Annotated in this window: 13 protein-coding genes; 12 read left to right on the forward strand and 1 reads right to left on the reverse strand. The window is 43.1% G+C overall.

Going from position 1 to position 17,420, the window contains the following annotated elements; all coding sequences use genetic code 11:
* Positions 1 to 5: 5 nt before the first annotated feature.
* Both DIU38_RS09985 and DIU38_RS09990 read left to right on the forward strand, forming a co-directional pair.
* A complete protein-coding gene (locus DIU38_RS09985; RefSeq protein WP_112652364.1) occupies positions 6 to 1,544 on the forward strand; it encodes a RagB/SusD family nutrient uptake outer membrane protein in 1,539 nt (512 codons plus the stop codon).
* Positions 1,545 to 1,618: 74 nt separating this feature from the next.
* Positions 1,619 to 2,671, forward strand: a complete 1,053-nt coding sequence (locus DIU38_RS09990; protein WP_112652363.1) for a metallophosphoesterase — start codon at positions 1,619 to 1,621, stop codon at positions 2,669 to 2,671.
* A 141-nt stretch (positions 2,672 to 2,812) separates the two neighbouring features.
* On the opposite strand, the gene DIU38_RS09995 is transcribed toward DIU38_RS09990, so the two are convergent.
* Complete coding sequence (locus DIU38_RS09995) at positions 2,813 to 3,229, reverse strand: DUF1003 domain-containing protein (protein ID WP_090525787.1); 417 nt, start codon at positions 3,227 to 3,229, stop codon at positions 2,813 to 2,815.
* A gap of 404 nt (positions 3,230 to 3,633) precedes the next feature.
* On the opposite strand from DIU38_RS09995, the gene DIU38_RS10000 reads away from it, so the two are divergent.
* From DIU38_RS10000 to DIU38_RS10045, 10 genes are all read left to right on the forward strand, one after another.
* Positions 3,634 to 4,881, forward strand: a complete 1,248-nt coding sequence (locus DIU38_RS10000; protein ID WP_208809228.1) for a lipase maturation factor family protein — start codon at positions 3,634 to 3,636, stop codon at positions 4,879 to 4,881.
* Positions 4,882 to 5,101: 220 nt separating this feature from the next.
* Complete coding sequence (locus DIU38_RS10005; protein WP_112652361.1) at positions 5,102 to 5,455, forward strand: HopJ type III effector protein; 354 nt, start codon at positions 5,102 to 5,104, stop codon at positions 5,453 to 5,455.
* 179 nt (positions 5,456 to 5,634) lie between these two features.
* Positions 5,635 to 6,255 (forward strand): RNA polymerase sigma-70 factor, encoded by a 621-nt coding sequence (locus DIU38_RS10010; protein ID WP_167516134.1) that lies wholly within the window; start codon positions 5,635 to 5,637, stop codon positions 6,253 to 6,255.
* Positions 6,256 to 6,319: 64 nt separating this feature from the next.
* Positions 6,320 to 7,339 carry a FecR family protein gene (locus DIU38_RS10015; protein WP_112652359.1) on the forward strand — a complete coding sequence of 340 codons (1,020 nt, stop codon included), beginning with the start codon at positions 6,320 to 6,322 and terminating at the stop codon, positions 7,337 to 7,339.
* Positions 7,340 to 7,498: 159 nt separating this feature from the next.
* Positions 7,499 to 10,837: a SusC/RagA family TonB-linked outer membrane protein gene (locus DIU38_RS10020; RefSeq protein ID WP_243770769.1), complete on the forward strand. Its 3,339-nt coding sequence runs from the start codon at positions 7,499 to 7,501 to the stop codon at positions 10,835 to 10,837.
* A gap of 28 nt (positions 10,838 to 10,865) precedes the next feature.
* A complete protein-coding gene (locus DIU38_RS10025) occupies positions 10,866 to 12,524 on the forward strand; it encodes a RagB/SusD family nutrient uptake outer membrane protein (RefSeq protein ID WP_112652357.1) in 1,659 nt (552 codons plus the stop codon).
* 179 nt (positions 12,525 to 12,703) lie between these two features.
* Positions 12,704 to 13,426, forward strand: a complete 723-nt coding sequence (locus DIU38_RS10030; protein WP_112652540.1) for a rhamnogalacturonan acetylesterase — start codon at positions 12,704 to 12,706, stop codon at positions 13,424 to 13,426.
* Positions 13,416 to 15,071: a glycoside hydrolase family 43 protein gene (locus DIU38_RS10035; protein WP_112652356.1), complete on the forward strand. Its 1,656-nt coding sequence runs from the start codon at positions 13,416 to 13,418 to the stop codon at positions 15,069 to 15,071. The genes DIU38_RS10030 and DIU38_RS10035 overlap by 11 nt, the downstream gene beginning before the upstream one ends.
* A gap of 110 nt (positions 15,072 to 15,181) precedes the next feature.
* Positions 15,182 to 16,390, forward strand: a complete 1,209-nt coding sequence (locus DIU38_RS10040; protein ID WP_112652355.1) for a glycoside hydrolase family 88/105 protein — start codon at positions 15,182 to 15,184, stop codon at positions 16,388 to 16,390.
* A 115-nt stretch (positions 16,391 to 16,505) separates the two neighbouring features.
* Entirely contained in the window at positions 16,506 to 17,345 is an 840-nt protein-coding gene (locus tag DIU38_RS10045; protein WP_112652354.1) for a chromate resistance protein ChrB domain-containing protein, read from the forward strand.
* Positions 17,346 to 17,420 lie beyond the last annotated feature (75 nt).

The raw sequence follows: 17,420 nt of genomic DNA on the forward strand, positions 1-17,420 counted from the left end.
ATTGTATGAAAAAGACATATATCATCCTTGCATTAACAGCGCTTACCGCTGCTTCGTGTAAAAAAGACTTTATCGACCTTACACCAAAGGATTCCTATACCGATGCTACATTTTATAAAACTGTTGATCAGTTTAAACAGGCCGACATCGCCGCCTACGCACCGCTGCGTGATGTTTTGGTAAACGATTACTTTACTTCAGAAATGCGCTCGGACAATACCATTTACCAGCCTTACCCCAGCAATCGCGGTACTGCATATTTATATCGCGAAAGCATTTCAAACTTCACAAATACATCTACTAACGATTACGTGAACGCTGTTTGGCAGCATTGCTATACCGGCATCTCCCGCACCAATATTGTTATTGAGCGATTGAAAACAACAGATTTTGATGCAGCAGTTAAGGCGCCCATTGATGGGCAAGCCAAATTTTTAAGGGCTTTTTATTACTTTAAACTGGTTAGGTTATTTGGTGGCGTGCCTTTATTTTTAAAGGAAGTGACCAAGGCCGAAGATGCCTTTTTACCACGTTCAGCAGCTGACGCGATATATAATCAAATTATTGCCGATGCTAAGGATGCCATCAGTGAGTTGAGTGCACCGGCGAAATTCCCTCAAACAGGAGAAGCCACCAAAGGATCGGCCACAATGCTGCTGGCCGAGGTTTATGCTACTCAAAAGAAATGGGCAGATGCCGAAACGTTGCTAAATACGCTTTCGGGCATGGGTTACGGATTAAACGCTAATTACGCAGATGCCTTTACACCCGGAAATAAAAACAGCAAAGAATCATTATTTGACATCCAGTTTTTGGAAGGGACAATTTTAGGCACTACGCCAAACCCGCTGCCTTTTCATTTTTTACCGAGGAGTACAAATACCTCAATCATCACTGGGATTAATACCAACAACAGCTCAACCGGTGGCTGGAATACACCTACACAGGATCTTATCAATGCCTATGAGCCCAATGACAAGCGCCTTGATGCTTCTATCGGGATTGTTGAAGGTACTTATAACGCCAGCGACCTGTTTGTTTATTCGGCCAATAAAAGTGTAATTGGTTATACGCCGGCGGCTGGTAAAATGGGCGTACCTTACATCAAAAAGTACGAGCACCCGCCACTCATTGCGGTTACCGGCTCAAGTGATAACTTCCCTGTTTACCGTTATTCAGATGCATTGCTGCTTTTAGCCGAAGCACAGAACGAGCAGGGTAAATCGCCATTAACTGCACTGAACACAGTAAGGTCAAGGGCCGGGCTACCCGCAACAACCACTGCCGACCAGACATCTTTGCGCGCTATCATAGCACATGAACGCCGGGTCGAGCTGGCCTTTGAAAACCACCGCTGGAACGATCTTGTACGCACCGGCAAAGCTGTTGACGTGATGAACGCTTTTGGAGCTGTACTAAAAACTCAGGTAAACTACCTTACACCTGATACGTACAATGTAATAGCCAATAAATTGTTATATCCCATCCCACAGCCCGAAATTGATTTAAACCCTGGCCAGATGACTCAAAACCCGGGTTATTGATCCATCAATGTTTACTGTCCCTGCTTTCGGATTGCTGAAGGCGGGGAATAGTTTCACCATTAAACTAATACCACATGTTACCGAAATACAGAAATGCATTCGCAGCCGGGCTTTGCCTTGGCTCATTATTGTTGAATAACAGCGCGCAATCAGAGTCATTGCTTCCAACAGATACCGTGTTAAACACTCCGGGACCCGAAGCAACGGTAAAATCCGGCGATTTTTCAATCGCTGTAATTCCCGATTCGCAATACTACCTGGCCCAGGCACAGCTTGGCGGAACTTTTGAGATGTTCAAAGCGCAGATTGACTGGATCCGGAAGAACCAGACCAAAGAAAACATAGCCTATGTAGCACACATGGGGGATATTACCGAACATGGTGATAACCCGGTAACAGCCAGAAGTGAGTGGTACCTTGCCAAAACCGCGCTTTATGGCCTGGAAAATCCTGTTAGTATTCCTTATGGTTTGGCTGTTGGTAATCATGACCAGTTCCCGTCACAACACCCGGTTACTGGCACTACTAATGGATATAATCAATATTTTGGTGTAAAACACTTTGAGGGACGTTCATATTATGGCGGTCATTACGGTAATAATAACGATAGCCATTATGACTTGTTTACAGCAGGCGGCATTGATTTTATCGTGTTGTTCCTCGAATTTGATGCTTTTAACGAAGATCAGGCAGGCATGTATGGCTGGGCTAACCAAATTTTAAGCAAATACGCCTCCCGCAAGGCAATTGTGGTAAGCCACTCCATTTTACATTTTAACCCGGTAACCGGTTCCAACGTGCCGCAGGCTCCTTTTAATGCGCAGGGCAAGGCTATTTATGAAAGCCTTAAAAACAATCCCAATCTGTTTATGATGCTTTGCGGGCACGTTGGTGATAATGGGGAGGGTTATCGTACAGAAGTTTTTAACGGCCACACGATTAAGGTCTTCCTTAACGATTATCAAAGCAGGCCTAACGGCGGCAATGGGTTGATGCGTTTGTATAAATTTTCAGTTATGCGCAATGAGATGTCAGTCAAAACATTTTCTCCTTATGCTAAAACAAGCGAAACGGACGCCGATAGCCAGTTTACGGTTTCTTTATTTGATACACCTGTAAAACAATAGCTATGAAGATTTTTCTTAAAGCGCCGGCAACGATTGCCCGTTGTTTCAAGGACACCTTTTACACTCAACAAACGATTGGCAAAGATTAAGAAACCAATTATCCTGAAAAGGTGGTTGGTTTCATGTTTGTGAGATTATGGATTATTCTTTATCCATTTTTTCAAGCAATGCCAGGATCCTGTCGAGCTTGTCTACTTCAATGGCGTTTAAGCGCAGTTGTAATTCTTCAATTTCTTTTTTTGCTTCCACATTGGTTCGGAAGTCTTCATTGGCCTGGGCGCGGTCACGTTCATTTTGGCGGTTCTGTGCCATCATGATAATCGGCGCCGCATATGCCGCCTGGGTTGAAAACAACAAGTTTAATAAAATGTATGGGTAGGGATCCCAATGACCAATAAAGGCCACTACGTTTAGCGCCATCCACAATGCAACAATTAAGGTTTGAATGATGATGAACCGCCATGAACCCATGCCGGCCGCTACAGAGTCGGCCAATCGCTGCCCAAAGTTCATGGAATCGATATGTCTTTGATACCAGTTTTTTTTATTGTTTGACATTTTTTAAGAATTAAGCTTTAGGTAATAAATATATAAATTTAATTGCCATGGCTACTTTTATTGAAGGGAACCGGTTGTTAATGAACTATTTTCTATCTGTAGTCTCCCAATCTATGTAACTTTAAGATACATGTCACTATGTTAGACTGCTTTGAACATATCCCAACACCTCAATACTGGCTCAGCCGTTTTGTGATTCTTCGCCTGCTGGGTGCGGTTTACGCGGTGGCGTTCCTTGTGGCTATAAACCAGGTACTGCCCTTAGTCGGCTCAAATGGCTTATTACCGGTTGATCATTATTTGCATCAGGTAAGTATAGCACTGGGTTCAAAAGGATCAGGGTTTATGCGGCTGCCTTCAGTGTTTTGGTTTTGGCATTCAGATCAGGCATTACTGCTTGTTTCATGGACAGGTTTAATTTTATCCCTGATTGTTGTGGCCGGTTATGCCAACGCGTTTTTAATGGGGTATTGTGGGTATTGTATCTATCATTGGTACATATTGGACAGGACTGGTATGGTTATGGCTGGGAAATCCAACTTGCAGAAACCGGCTTTCTGGCTATATTTTTATGCCCTTTGCTGGATATGCGGCCTTTTCCCAAACGTCCGCCGCCTTTGCTGGTTATCATCCTGTTTCGCTGGCTCATCTTCAGGATTATGTTTGGTGCTGGAATGATCAAGTATCGTGGCGATGCTGTGTGGCGCAATGGAACAGCATTGTATTATTATTTTGAAACCCAGCCAATACCGGGACCGTTTAGCCGCTGGTTTCACTTTCTGCCACATTCGTTATTGCGCCTTGGTGTTTGGTTCAATTGGCTGGCCGAACTATTGGCACCCTGGTTTGTTTTTGGCCCGCGAATATTCAGACACGTCGCTGGTAGTGTTATTATTTTGTTTCAATTTGCAATCCTCTCGAGCGGGAACCTCTCTTTTTTGAATTGGCTTACTATTGTGCCTGCGCTGGCTTGCCTTGATGATGGTTTTTGGGCTAAACTCTTGCCGGGCGTACTTGTACGCAAAGCTGCGAAAGCTGCACTGGAAGCAGAGGTTTCACAGCCCATGCAATATACGGTGCTGGCAGTGGCTTGTATTGTAGGGATGCTCAGTATCCAGCCTGCATTCAATCTCTTATCATCCAAACAAATTATGAATACTTCGTTTGACCCGTTAGAGCTCGTGAACACTTACGGCGCATTTGGCAGCGTGGGAAGGGAACGTTACAACGTGGTTTTTGAAGGAACAAGTGATCTCAATCCCGACAGTGCAAATTGGAAAGCTTATCCATACAAAGGGCTGCCTGTAGCGCCCGACCGGCCCCCCCGCCAGGTGGCGCCGTACCAATTGAGACTGGACTGGCAGATGTGGTTTGCCGCAATGTCCACAGCCGATCAATACCCCTGGACATATCATCTGGCCTGGAAACTATTGCATAATGACCCGGGGGTAGTCGGTTTATTTGCCGGAAATCCCTTCCCGGGAAAACCACCGCGTTATATTCGTGCTGTCATTTACCGTTACCGTTTTGCCCGTCCCACGCCTGGTGCCGGCCCTTACTGGGAACGGGAAAAGTTAGGATTATGGTTACCCGTGCTTTCTGTGCAAAACCCGCAATTTGTTGCTTATCTGAAAGGCCAGGGCTGGCTATAGGTTACAGCTATCGCAAAGCAAGAACGGGTTCTGGGATATACTCAAAAAGAGATTCCGGTATGGGCACTTTAGAGTAATGTAACTTATAAGCCCCGGGTCGGTACCCCGGGTTCGGATATCGTCTTTGCCTTTAACCCGGCTCCATCTCAATTTCAATTGAAATCAACCACCTGCATCAATAACTGTTTTTAAATTTTATTTTCGCAAAAATATTTTCCTAATGAAAGAACAACTGTCTGATCTACTTGCGGCCCTAAAAGAGGGTACGGTTACATTTAATGAGGTCATTGAATTTATTAATAATTATTACGAGCATCAGCCAACTGCATTTAAAAATGGCAATGTTTATAACGAAGCCGCTCAGAACCAGGGCAGCGCCAGGGTTTTCGCTTTTGCACAACTCAATAATCTTAGTGAGCCTTATACGCTTTATTTATTTGCAGAGCATTACAGGGCCGTACTGGCAAATACAGATGGTACAGACCATCAGAACATCCGACAGTTTATGGCCTATGGCTGGCCAGGAATCATGTTTGAAGGGGATGCCCTGGTGTTGAAGTCAGGACAGGCCTGAAGGGTACCTTAAGATTCCATTATCAACATATTAGCAATAATTTACGATACATCATTTAAGTATTGGTTGACCGGTACAGAGCGTGTTATTAATTGTATTCTAAACAATCATTTATTCACTTACTTATTGATTATTTGAATAATAGATTGTTACTTTATGATTCCAATTATAATATTGCTTTGTTTAACAATTTGGGTTCATCCGATATAGGTGACGAAATATCAAATTCGCTGCACCAGCGTCTGTCATCGGGCGATGAGCTTGCTTTTAAATTATTTTTTCAAAAAAACCAACCCCGGCTTTTCGCCTATATTTATAAAGTTGTCAAGTCTCGCGAAATTGCAGAAGAATTGGTGCTTGATATTTTTGTAAAGATCTGGTCGGCTAAAGAGATCTTAAGTGAAGTAGAAAATGTTGATGCTTTTCTTCACCGGATGGCTGTAAATAAATCACTCGACTTTTTACGTACGGCCACCCGCGAAAAAAAAATACAGCAGCTCCTTAACCAACACATGCAGTATGAGCAGGCAACTGCAGCCCCAAATCACGATTTTAAAGAATATAACCAGCATGTGATACATTGTTTGCAAATGCTTACTCAGCAGCAACAATTGATACTCAATTTAAGCCGGGAAGAAGGGCTTACGCATGAGCAAATTGCTGATAAACTAAACCTGTCAAAAAACACGGTAAAAAATCACATTGTTACTGCTTTAAAAAAAATGCGCGAGTTTATAAAACACGGTCAACTATCCATCTTGCTTACAATCTCGTTTTTTTTTATTTTTTTTCAGATCTGATTAGTCCTCTCTTCTCTTTTTATCGTCATGTATATGAATTGGTTTTAAACCAGCCAAGTGCAGCATGTCAACAGCCTCTGTTTTTCGCATAAAATACTTATTTCAAAAATACCTGGACACCTCGTGTACTACAGAAGAGTTTAACGAACTTTTTGAGCTGATGGCCAAAGAGGAGAATTTGCCAGAAATTGAAGGTTTATTGGAGAAACTATGGGCCGATACTGAAATGAAACCTGATGCTGACGCAGAAGTCGTTCACCAGGAAGTTTTATACAATAAGTTGCTTGAGATTGTAAAAAAGGAAAAAAACGTTTACTCATTTCAAAAAAGAAGCTCCAAAACAATTATCCGTTCGGTTGCCGCTACCATTGCATTGTTAATATGCGCAGGCCTGTACTTTTTACACACAAGGCCTAAACCAATGCCCATGCAGGCCCGGGTAACACTATCAAACCCCGTCCGCCATGTGCACGAGATCAAGCTGGCCGACGGAAGCGTAGTGACATTAAATAAGAACAGTCATTTAGATTACCCGGCAAAATTCACCGGGAAAACCCGCGAAGTATATTTAACCGGCGAAGCTTATTTCGATGTAAGGCATGATCCGCTTCACCCTTTCCTGGTGCATACAGGGCAAATTACAACCCGCGTGTTAGGTACGGCATTTAATATTAAATCGGAAGGCAGTTTGATCCAGGTAACGGTAACCCGTGGAAAAGTTAAAGTATCAACCCCTAAAAAAACCTTAGGCATTGTATTGCCCAATCATCAGATAAATTATAACGAAATCAATAATCAATCTTCCATAGATATATTGAATGCCAAAACAACGGTACTTTGGAAAGAGACCGATTTGGTGATGGATCATATAACATTGAAAGAAGCCGCGGCCGTTTTAACAGAAAGATATGGTGTAAAAGTTATCCTTGATAACGAAAAGATAGGAAGCTGCCGTTTTAGCGCAACCTTCTTAAATACCACAGGGTTGGAACAGGTTGTCAAAGTATTATCGCACCTGAATAATCTGAGCTATAAATGGAGTAAGGAAGGTGATGTTACGCTATCCGGTTCCGGCTGTGAATAATAACCAATTTTTTACCTCTTAAATAAAAAACCTATGAAACATTGATACTTTAAACCTTCCAGATTAAAAAAGCCCCGTTGCTTACGACTTCTCACATCATTCGGCGACAGGGCAAGTATTTAACCAATTATTATTAACCGATTAAAACCAATGCAAGTTATGAAAAAAACTCTTGCGTTTAAGCAATGGTGCACATTATCCGGTGCCTCTGCACGCCAATTTTTAAACACGTTCCGAAAAGTTATGCGATTCAGTTTTATGATCCTGTTGGTATTTCTGGTCTCCGGCCAATTGCTTTTAGCTTCCTCAAGCAAGGGTCAATCGCTGGATAAGATCAATGTCAGGCTGGAAGTGGGTAACGAAACGATAAAATCGGTAATCAAAAAAATTGAAAAGCAAACCAATTTGCGGTTTGCATACAAAGACAATGTCCTGTCACCCAACACCCGCGTTACCGTTTCTTCCCTCGACAAATCGGTAAAGGATATCCTTGACGAGCTTTTTGCCAACCGGGGAATTGGGTATAGCCAGATAGACAACAATATTATTTTGTTTAATACCACAACTGCAGGGCCTGCTGCGAGCAACAATGGGCAAATTGAAACAATAACCATAAATGGCAAAGTAACCGACGAAAAAGGCGAACCCCTGCCTGGTGTATCGGTAAGGATAAAAGACACTGATATCGGTGTAGCAACTAATGTTTCAGGCGATTTTACCATTACTGTTCCCAATGCCAATACCGTATTGGTATTTACTTTTTTAGGATTCAGGCCGTTAGAACAGAGTGTTAATGGCAAAACCTTTTTAAAGGTGGCTTTAGTTCCTTTAAGCAAATCGCTCGAAGAGGTGATTATTGTGGGTTATGGCGCGGTAAAAAAGAGGGATCTTACCGGTTCCGTTGTTTCTGTTAAGGGGGATGAGATCACCAAAGTTGCGGCATCAAATCCTATGGAAGCGCTTCAGGGAAAGGTTTCGGGTGTAGATATCGTGCGTACAAGCGGTGCTGCAGGTGCAAATGTAAGCGTAACTGTTCGGGGTAACCGGTCTCTATCTGCAGGTAACGGCCCGCTTTATATAGTCGACGGAATCCAGTACAGCAATTATGAAGATATCAATCAAAACGACATTGCATCAATGGAGTTTTTAAAGGATGCTTCATCAACCGCTATTTATGGTTCGCGCGGAGCAAACGGTGTAATTATAATTACAACAAAAAGAGGCAGCAGCGGGCAACCGAAAGTAGCCGCGGGTTCATATTATGGAATTTCGGATGTCGCAGGCTATCCGGTACCCATGACAGGGTCGCAATATGCAAACCTGAAACGTGAAAGCTTCAGAACTATCGGAACATGGAATTCCCCTGCCGACGATCCGAAAGTTTTTACCAGTGCAGGCGATCTGGCTGCAGTTCAAAGCGGCCTGTCATATTACTGGCCGGGATTTTTACTGTATAAAGGCTCCCAACAGGATTATAACGCCAGCGTTTCCGGTGGTAGTGAAAAAACAAAAGCTTACTTTTCTTTTGATTATTTTAAGGAAAAAGGGTTATACGCTAATGATTACTCAAACAGGTATACCCTGCGGTTAAATATAGATCACCAGTTATTCAAAGCTTTTAAAGTGGGGCTGCAAAGTCAGCTTGCTTATTATGATCAAAACCTTCGAAACGATGGGGTATTATCCATAGCCAATAAAATTATTCCTTATTTTAATCCGTATAATGCAGATGGTAGTATAGCTAAATTTCCGGGTAACGGTAACCAGGCCAATCCTCTTTTTGATGATGATGCATCCCAGTTTGTAAATAAAAACAAGATTACTCATTTGCTTTCAACCGCCTATGCAGAATGGAAGCCAATAAATGGTTTAACCATACGGTCAAATTTAGGTATCACACTATCTGGTTCACGAAACGGCCATTTTGAAAGTGCCAATACTATAAACCGGGCCTTATCTTCAGGGTCATTGTCGTCAGTAACCAATTCAAACGAAACTAATTTGCTTTGGGAAAATATTATTACCTGGCAAAAGACAATAGCCAGGCATAGCGTAGTTGTAACGGGTGTTACCAGTTATCAATCAAATGTTATGGACCAATCTGCAGCACAAGGCACCGGACAATTAATACCCGACCAATCTTTCTACGCGCTGCAAAACAATCCGTCTAACTTAAAAATATCAAGTAATTACGTTGGGCAACATTTAACTTCAGGAGCATTACGTTTAAATTATGCGTTTAAAGATAGGTATTTACTAACCCTCACCGGGCGTGCTGATGGTTCATCCGTATTGTCGTCGGGAAATAAATGGGCATTCTTCCCTTCGGCTGCCGCGGCCTGGCGTGTGGTTGATGAGGGATTTATGAAAACCCAAAACGTGTTTTCTGAGTTGAAATTACGTTTAAGCTATGGGGTTGCCGGCAATGCTGCTGTAAGCGCATACCAAACCCAAAGTAAGGCAGTGCTTATTCCATTTTCATGGAACGATATAACCGCGTTAGCATATGGCCTTGACCCCAATATCGGAAACCCTCAATTAAAGTGGGAGTTAACAGGAACCTTAAACGCCGGTATAGATTTCGGAATTTATAAAGACAGGGTTTCGGGCACTATAGATTATTATGATTCGCACACCAGGGATTTGTTATTGCCACAGCAATTACCTGCCTCAACAGGAGCGCAAAGAACATTGGCCAATGTTGGCAAAAGTCGTAATACAGGTATTGAGATTGCACTGAAAACCATTAACATCCAATCAGAAAGCTTTACATGGACATCCAATATCACCTATACACGCAATAAGGAACGCATCACTTATTTACCAAATGGTGTGAACGACCTTGCCAATGGCTGGTTTATAGGCTACCCGGTTGTATCTTTTTACGATTATCAAAAAACAGGTATCTGGCAAACATCTGAAGCCGCCCAGGCTGCAACTTATGGGTACAAGCCAGGTGATATTAAGGTTGCTGATTTAGATAATGACGGAAAGTTTACCACAACATTTGACCGTAAAATACTTGGCTCAGCTGTCCCAAGGTATAGCTTTGGCTTTAGCAACGATTTTAAATATAGGGGCTTCGATTTAAATGTGCAGGTATTTGGACGTATCGGGCAGATGTTCGTATCTCAATACGCATTGAAGTATGAGCCTAATGGAATTGAAAATGGCGCCAATGTAGACTATTGGACGCCGGAAAACCCAACAAACGCCTACCCAAGGCCAAGTGCCAATATCACAAAGGCATCAGAGCCATTTGCTTCAACCTTGGGCTATAAAGATGGTTCGTATGTTAAAATAAGGAACGCAACGCTTGGGTTTACCTTTCCCGCAAGTGTAACTAAACCCATCCATGTGTCTAATTTAAGAATCTATGTGAGCGCCAAAAACTTTGCGACCTTCTCAAAGATAAAAGATTATGATCCGGAAGGCGGTGGTTCATTTGACAGGCCACTTACTAAATTGTTCCTGGCCGGTGTAAACCTTTCTTTTTAACAAATACTAATATCTTAAAAAATATATTATGAAAAATTTACTAAAAAGTTGGGCGCTGCTGCTTATAGCCATTGCCACTTTATTTAGTGCCTGCAGCAAAAAGCTCGAAGAATATAACCCCAGTAATTTAACCGCTACAACAGTTTATACCAAAGCGGTAGGTTTTGAAACATTGGTTAATGCAGCCTATACCTATACCCGGTTTTGGTATGGGAAGGAAGAAGGGTACCTGGCCTCTGAAATGGGAACGGATATCTGGACGAGCGGTACCGGCGACCCATACCCAATGTTTACTCAATATATTAATTTACAAGGCACCGCAGACCCGCTGCCTTTATTGTGGAACAACTTGTATGCCGGTGTAAATTTATGCAATACGGGCATAGCCCAGATTGCTGCCGTTACAGATTATACGGCAGCCCAAAAATTGAACCGCGAAGCCGAGCTGCGTTTTTTAAGAGCATTTTATTACTGGCATATTGTTGAAACCTGGGGCGGTGTAAACTTTACCACCAAACCAACCGCAGGTGCCAATACAGAAGCTAATAAAACACCGGTTGAGACTTTTTATAAGCAGATATTTGAAGATCTTACATTTGCAGTAGCTAACCTGACTCCAACCACCACCGATTATGGACGGGCAACAGTGCCGGTAGCTAAAGCTTTTTTAGCACGGATGTACTTAACCCGGGGTATGAATGCCGAGGCATTTAACATGGCCGATGATGTGATTAAAAACTATAGCTATGTATTGCAGCCTAAATATGCTGATCTGTGGAATATGGGGAACCTGAAAAATAAGGAAGTGATTTGGGCCATTGATTATTCAACCAACCTGGCCAATAATGATCTTACCTCGGCAACATATCCAAACGGGCACTATCGGGGTTCAAACAACGGGCACTTACTATACCTGATGGTTTATGACCAGGTAAATTCAAGCCTGCTCGTCCGTGATATTCCAAACGGAAGGCCGTTTAACAGGTATATGCCCACTTTAGCTTATTTAAACATGTTTGATCAGCAAAATGATTCACGCTATGCCGGCTCCTTTCAGAGTGTTTGGTATGCTAACAAAGCAGGTACTTATAATGGTAATGCTGTTAAAGTTGGCGATACGGTTTGTTATACCCCTAATGCAACTATACCTGCAGCCTCGCAGAGCAGTAAATACGTTACTTATGACCTGTCCAAGGTATATAAATCAAATGGGGTACCTATTCAGCGTAAGTTTTATGTTTCTTTATCGAAATTTAAAGATTCAACACGCGCAAGTGTGGCTGAGGCCCAAAGTGCCCGCGATGTCTTTGTGATCAGGCTGGCCGAGATGTACCTGATTGCTGCCGAAGCAAAATTAAACCTGGGCGACCCGGGAACCGCGGCAACTTATATTAACGTACTCAGGACAAGGGCAGCAAAACCTGGTCATATAGCAGAAATGCAGATCATTCCCGCACAGGTTTCGCTCGATTTTATTTTGGACGAAAGAGCACGTGAGTTGGGCGGCGAACAGTTACGCTGGTTTGATTTGAAGCGGACGGGTAAATTGGCAAGCCGGATCCAGGCTATGAACCCGGACGCCGCAGCCAATTTCAAGCCATATGAATTGGTACGACCCATACCTCAGGGACAAATTGATGCCGTAACCAATAAAGATGTATTTAAACAAAACCCGGGCTATAATTAATTTGAAACGGTATAAAAGGAATCTGATAAATGATCCCTTTTTATAATTTTTGAGCCTGCTATAAGCATGCAACCGGAGAGAAAACATTTTGCTAAAAACGATATATGATGTATAGGAGTGGTAATATTAAAATTAAAGGCTTATTATTTATTTGTGTTTTAATAAGCGCGTTGTTGTTGATGTCTTTTCTGATTACTCCCGGCCATACCACCGTATACCTAGCGGGTGATTCAACAATGGCCAATAAGCAGCCAAAGGCATTTCCCGAGACAGGCTGGGGAATGCCTTTCAGCGCTTTTTTTGATAGTACGGTAGTTGTTGACAACCGTGCGCAGAATGGCCGAAGCACCAAAACGTTTATTAGTGAAGGCTTATGGAGTTCTATTATCGGCAGTTTAAAGGAAGGCGATTATGTATTTATACAATTTGGCCATAATGATGAGGTGCCTACTAAAAAGAGCTATATCAATGAGCAGGGATTCGGGGATAACTTAGCAAGGTTCATCCGCGAAACCAGGGAAAAAAAAGCAAACCCGGTATTGCTGACACCAGCAGCGCGAAGAAAGTTTGATACAACAGGAACCATAGTTGGCACACATGAAGTGTATTCGGCCATAGTGCGTAAACTGGCAGCAGAACAAAAGGTCCCGCTGATTGACCTGGACAGGGAAAGCCAGGCTTTATTGCAAAAACTCGGGCCCGAGGGATCAAAAAAGTTGTTTAATTACCTTACTCCGGGAGAAAGTATTAACTATCCGGAAGGCCGGGCTGATGATACGCACTTTAGTGAGTTGGGAGCCCTGAAAATGGCCGAAATAGTTTTAGCAGGCATCCGGTCGTTAAAACTTGGACTTACCCCGCATATCGTGCATTCAAATGTTAAACCTTTATATGAAAAATAAATTACTGTTCGTTACGCTATTAATTATAAACGGACAGGTTCTTGCGCAGCAAAAAAAAGGACTATCCGTAACTGGTGCCAATTATATCTCTAAAGTATGGGTGGCAGATCAGGGTAATGGCACCTATAAAAATCCGGTGATAAATGCCGATTATTCCGATCCTGACGCTATTCGCGTTGGCGACGATTTCTATCTTGTATCTTCAAGCTTTGAAGCAATTCCGGGTTTGCCTGTTTTGCATTCAAAAGATCTGGTTAACTGGAGCATCTTAGGTTACGCGTTATTGAAGCAGCCTCCCTTTGATCATTTTGACGTACCGCGGCACGGCGATGGGGTTTGGGCCCCCGCCATCCGCTATTACCATGACGAATTTTATATTTATTATCCTGACCCTGATTTTGGCATTTGCGTGGTAAAAGCTAAAAATCCAGCAGGTCCCTGGAGCAAACCCGTTATGGTAATGGAAGGCAAAGGTATAATAGATCCCTGTCCGCTGCTGGATAGCGACGGCAGCATGTACCTTGTGCACGGCTTTGCAGGCAGCCGGGCAGGTATAAAAAGCGTAATCGCTGTAAACAAATTAAATAATGACGGAACCAGGGTAGTTGACGATGGCGTGATTGTTTATGACGGACATGAAATGGACCCTACTATAGAAGGCCCGAAGTTTTATAAGCGTAACGGGTTTTACTACATTTTTGCTCCGGCTGGGGGCGTCACCACAGGCTGGCAACTGGCGCTGCGTTCAAAAAATATCTATGGGCCATATGAGCGGCGGGTGGTAATGGATCAGGGGAAAAGTAGCATCAATGGCCCGCATCAGGGTGCATGGGTGGATACACCAACCGGAGAAGACTGGTTTCTGCATTTTCAGGATAAGGGCGTTTATGGGCGCGTAGTGCATTTACAACCAATGATCTGGAAGGATGACTGGCCTGTTATTGGTGTGGATAAGGATGGTGATGGCAAAGGCGAACCGGTATTAACGTATAAAAAGCCCAATGTTGGTAAAATCTTTCCGGTGAGCACTCCGCAGGAAAGTGACGAATTTAATACCATGTCTCCAGGCTTACAATGGCAATGGATGGCTAACGCAAAGCCCGTATGGATGTTTATGAACACCAATAAAGGCGTTTTGAGCCTTTATAGTTATCAACCCCCAAATGATCCCGCTAACCTGTGGTTTACGCCAAATGTGCTGTTACAAAAGTTTCCGGCTGATGAATTTATGGCTACTGCCAAAATCACCTTTACGCCTAACTTAAAGCTGGAGGGTGAAAAAACGGGACTTACCATTATGGGTTTCAGCTACGCTAATATAGCCATGCAAAGTAAAAAAGATGGCATATACCTGGTATTTACTACTTGTACGGAAGCAGATAAGGGCAAAAAGGAGCTGGAGGAAGTGATTACGAAGCTATCGTCACCAACTGTTTACCTGCGTGTTAAAGTAACGAAGAATGCCGTATGTAACTTCAGCTACAGCATCGATGGAATAGATTATAAAAGTACCGGCAGGCCATTTACGGCCGAGGCAGGCCGTTGGATTGGGGCCAAGATTGGCTTGTTTTGTACGCGTACAAGCCAGATCAATGATTCGGGTTATGCTGATGTAGATTGGTTTAGGGTAACGCCTAATAATTAACACGTTGTGTGGGCATATATTGGAACCAGTATCCATTAATTGTAAATCAGCAACAAATAAAAATAAATGAAGATGATCCGGTTGGTTTATCATCACCAAAATGAATTCGTATGAGAAGTGATCAGCTTATAAAAAGGTGCCTGCTTATTATTGCCATCCTTGCACAGCGTTCATTGATATTACAGGCTCAAAACAAGCAGCCTTATTCGCAGCGCATGACACAAACGGTTATGACTATCTGGAAAGATAGCCTGACAACCGGCGACAAGTGGACTTATGACCAGGGAGTGATTTTGAAAGGTATAGAAGGCGTGTGGCAACAAACAGGCGACAAAAGATACTTCACCTATATACAGCAATGCATGGACAGATATGTTACGCCCGACGGCAATATCCGCACCTATCGGCAAGCTGATTATAATATAGACAACGTATTGTGCGGCCGTAATTTGTTGACGTTATATAAAGTGCTGGATGACCAAAAATTCTATAAAGCGGCAACGTTGCTGCGTGAACAACTGCGGAAACAACCGCGTGTACCCGAGGGAGGCTTTTGGCATAAAAACCGTTACCCAAACCAGATGTGGCTGGACGGTTTATATATGGGTGAGCCTTTTTATACCGAATATGCTGCTGCTTTTCATGAAGATACCGCATTTAATGATATAGCCAGGCAATTTATCCTGATGGAAGAAAAAGCCCGCGACACAAAAACCGGGCTGTTGTATCATGGCTGGGATCAAAGTAAAAAAGAACGTTGGGCTAACCCGGAAACCGGTCAGTCGGCTAATTTTTGGGGCCGGGCAATGGGTTGGTATGGGATGGCATTGGTTGATGTGCTTGATTATTTTCCGGCGCAGCATCCCAAACGCGTGGAGTTACTGGCAATACTTAACCGGTTTGCCGAGGCAATTGTTAAATATCAGGATGAAAATTCTGGCTTGTGGTACCAGGTACTTGACAAAGGTTACGCCAAAGGGAATTATCCGGAAGCATCGGCATCATGTATGTTTGTATACACCATGGCAAAAGCGGTGAGGCAGGGATACTTACAACCAACCTATTTACCCTCCATTCAAAAAGGCTATAACGGAATTATCAAAAAGTTTATTGAAACAGATGCAAATGGGCAGTTGAACCTTAACGGCACGGTGAGTGTATCGGGGCTTGGAGGGAAACCATACCGGGATGGGAGTTACGAGTATTATTTAAGCGAGAAGGTAATAACTAACGATGCTAAAGGTGTCGGCGCATTTATATTAGCCAGTGTTGAGGTAGAGCGCCTGGCCGATGCGCATAGCGGAATAACAAAACCATAATTTCTGGTAGCTGAAAAAATCTTATGGGTATAATGATGATCACAATTATACCCATTGCCGATTATAGGAATGGGGGCGCCATTAATATGCTTTAGATTTTTAACTTTGATCCACTATGAAATGGATCACGCGTGCCCGTCCTAAAATTGACCGTATTGCCTGCCCCTGGCTCATCAAACGCTTCATTGATCCTGAAGGTGAAATCATCTACGTTCCTTACGAAGAAGTGCTGGCGAAGGCAGCTGAGCTGGATGCTATCCCCTTTGATATTCCCAATGTAGAATATACCCATTACGAAAATCAATGCACCTTTGATTATTTCCTTAAAAAACACCAGTTAAAAGATGCAGCTTTAAACCGGCTTGCCTCGATAATCAGGGCCGCGGATACAGACCGTCACGATTTTGCGCCGCAATCAGCCGGGTTGGAAGCGATATTTTCGGGGTTAAGACATGATATTGCCGATGATCAGCAACTCCTGGCATTAGGCATGGTGATCTACGACGGACTATACAACTGGGCCAAATACCTCCATAAACAAAAGCATACAGATGGACCTGTTGAACAGAGGCTTATAGAGGTTTACCACCAGTACCTCAAGACTAAAGGAGATAAAAAACCGCCGTCCTGGACAAAGGAACTTAAAGAGATGATCCAGGATCAAATCGATACCAATATGAGCCTGAGCCTGCAACAGGCGTCTGAAGAGCTGGAAATCAACCCTGCTTATTTATCCAGGGAGTTTTCCAAATATTTTGAGAATATGAGTTTTGGCGATTATATCCGGAAAATGCGGATTGAAAAAGCCATTAACCTGATGGGGACCACCACCCACAGCTTCACGGAGATTGCTTACCTGACCGGCTTTTCTGATCAGGGCCATTTTTCGAGGATTTTTAAACAGCATACGGGGCAAAGCCCTTCGGAGTATAAAAAAAGCCTGGCCAAAAAGTAAAATCTGTCCAAATGGTAAATTTTATTCAAGCTTTTCCAGTAGATTGTTTATAGCGTTGCAACCATAAATTTATAT

The organism is Mucilaginibacter metallidurans (assembly GCF_003286435.2).
GTDB classification, from domain to species: domain Bacteria; phylum Bacteroidota; class Bacteroidia; order Sphingobacteriales; family Sphingobacteriaceae; genus Mucilaginibacter; species Mucilaginibacter gossypii.

Coding starts and splice junctions, on each gene's coding strand:
- DIU38_RS10015 (WP_112652359.1), top strand. CDS start 6,320: ATGTCAACAGCCTCTGTTTTTCGCATAAAATACTTATTTCAAAAATAC.
- DIU38_RS10005 (WP_112652361.1), top strand. CDS start 5,102: ATGAAAGAACAACTGTCTGATCTACTTGCGGCCCTAAAAGAGGGTACG.
- DIU38_RS10040 (WP_112652355.1), top strand. CDS start 15,182: ATGAGAAGTGATCAGCTTATAAAAAGGTGCCTGCTTATTATTGCCATC.
- DIU38_RS10000 (WP_208809228.1), top strand. CDS start 3,634: ATGGACAGGTTTAATTTTATCCCTGATTGTTGTGGCCGGTTATGCCAA.
- DIU38_RS09985 (WP_112652364.1), top strand. CDS start 6: ATGAAAAAGACATATATCATCCTTGCATTAACAGCGCTTACCGCTGCT.
- DIU38_RS10035 (WP_112652356.1), top strand. CDS start 13,416: ATGAAAAATAAATTACTGTTCGTTACGCTATTAATTATAAACGGACAG.
- DIU38_RS10045 (WP_112652354.1), top strand. CDS start 16,506: ATGAAATGGATCACGCGTGCCCGTCCTAAAATTGACCGTATTGCCTGC.
- DIU38_RS09990 (WP_112652363.1), top strand. CDS start 1,619: ATGTTACCGAAATACAGAAATGCATTCGCAGCCGGGCTTTGCCTTGGC.
- DIU38_RS09995 (WP_090525787.1), bottom strand. CDS start 3,229: ATGTCAAACAATAAAAAAAACTGGTATCAAAGACATATCGATTCCATG.
- DIU38_RS10025 (WP_112652357.1), top strand. CDS start 10,866: ATGAAAAATTTACTAAAAAGTTGGGCGCTGCTGCTTATAGCCATTGCC.
- DIU38_RS10020 (WP_243770769.1), top strand. CDS start 7,499: ATGAAAAAAACTCTTGCGTTTAAGCAATGGTGCACATTATCCGGTGCC.
- DIU38_RS10030 (WP_112652540.1), top strand. CDS start 12,704: ATGTCTTTTCTGATTACTCCCGGCCATACCACCGTATACCTAGCGGGT.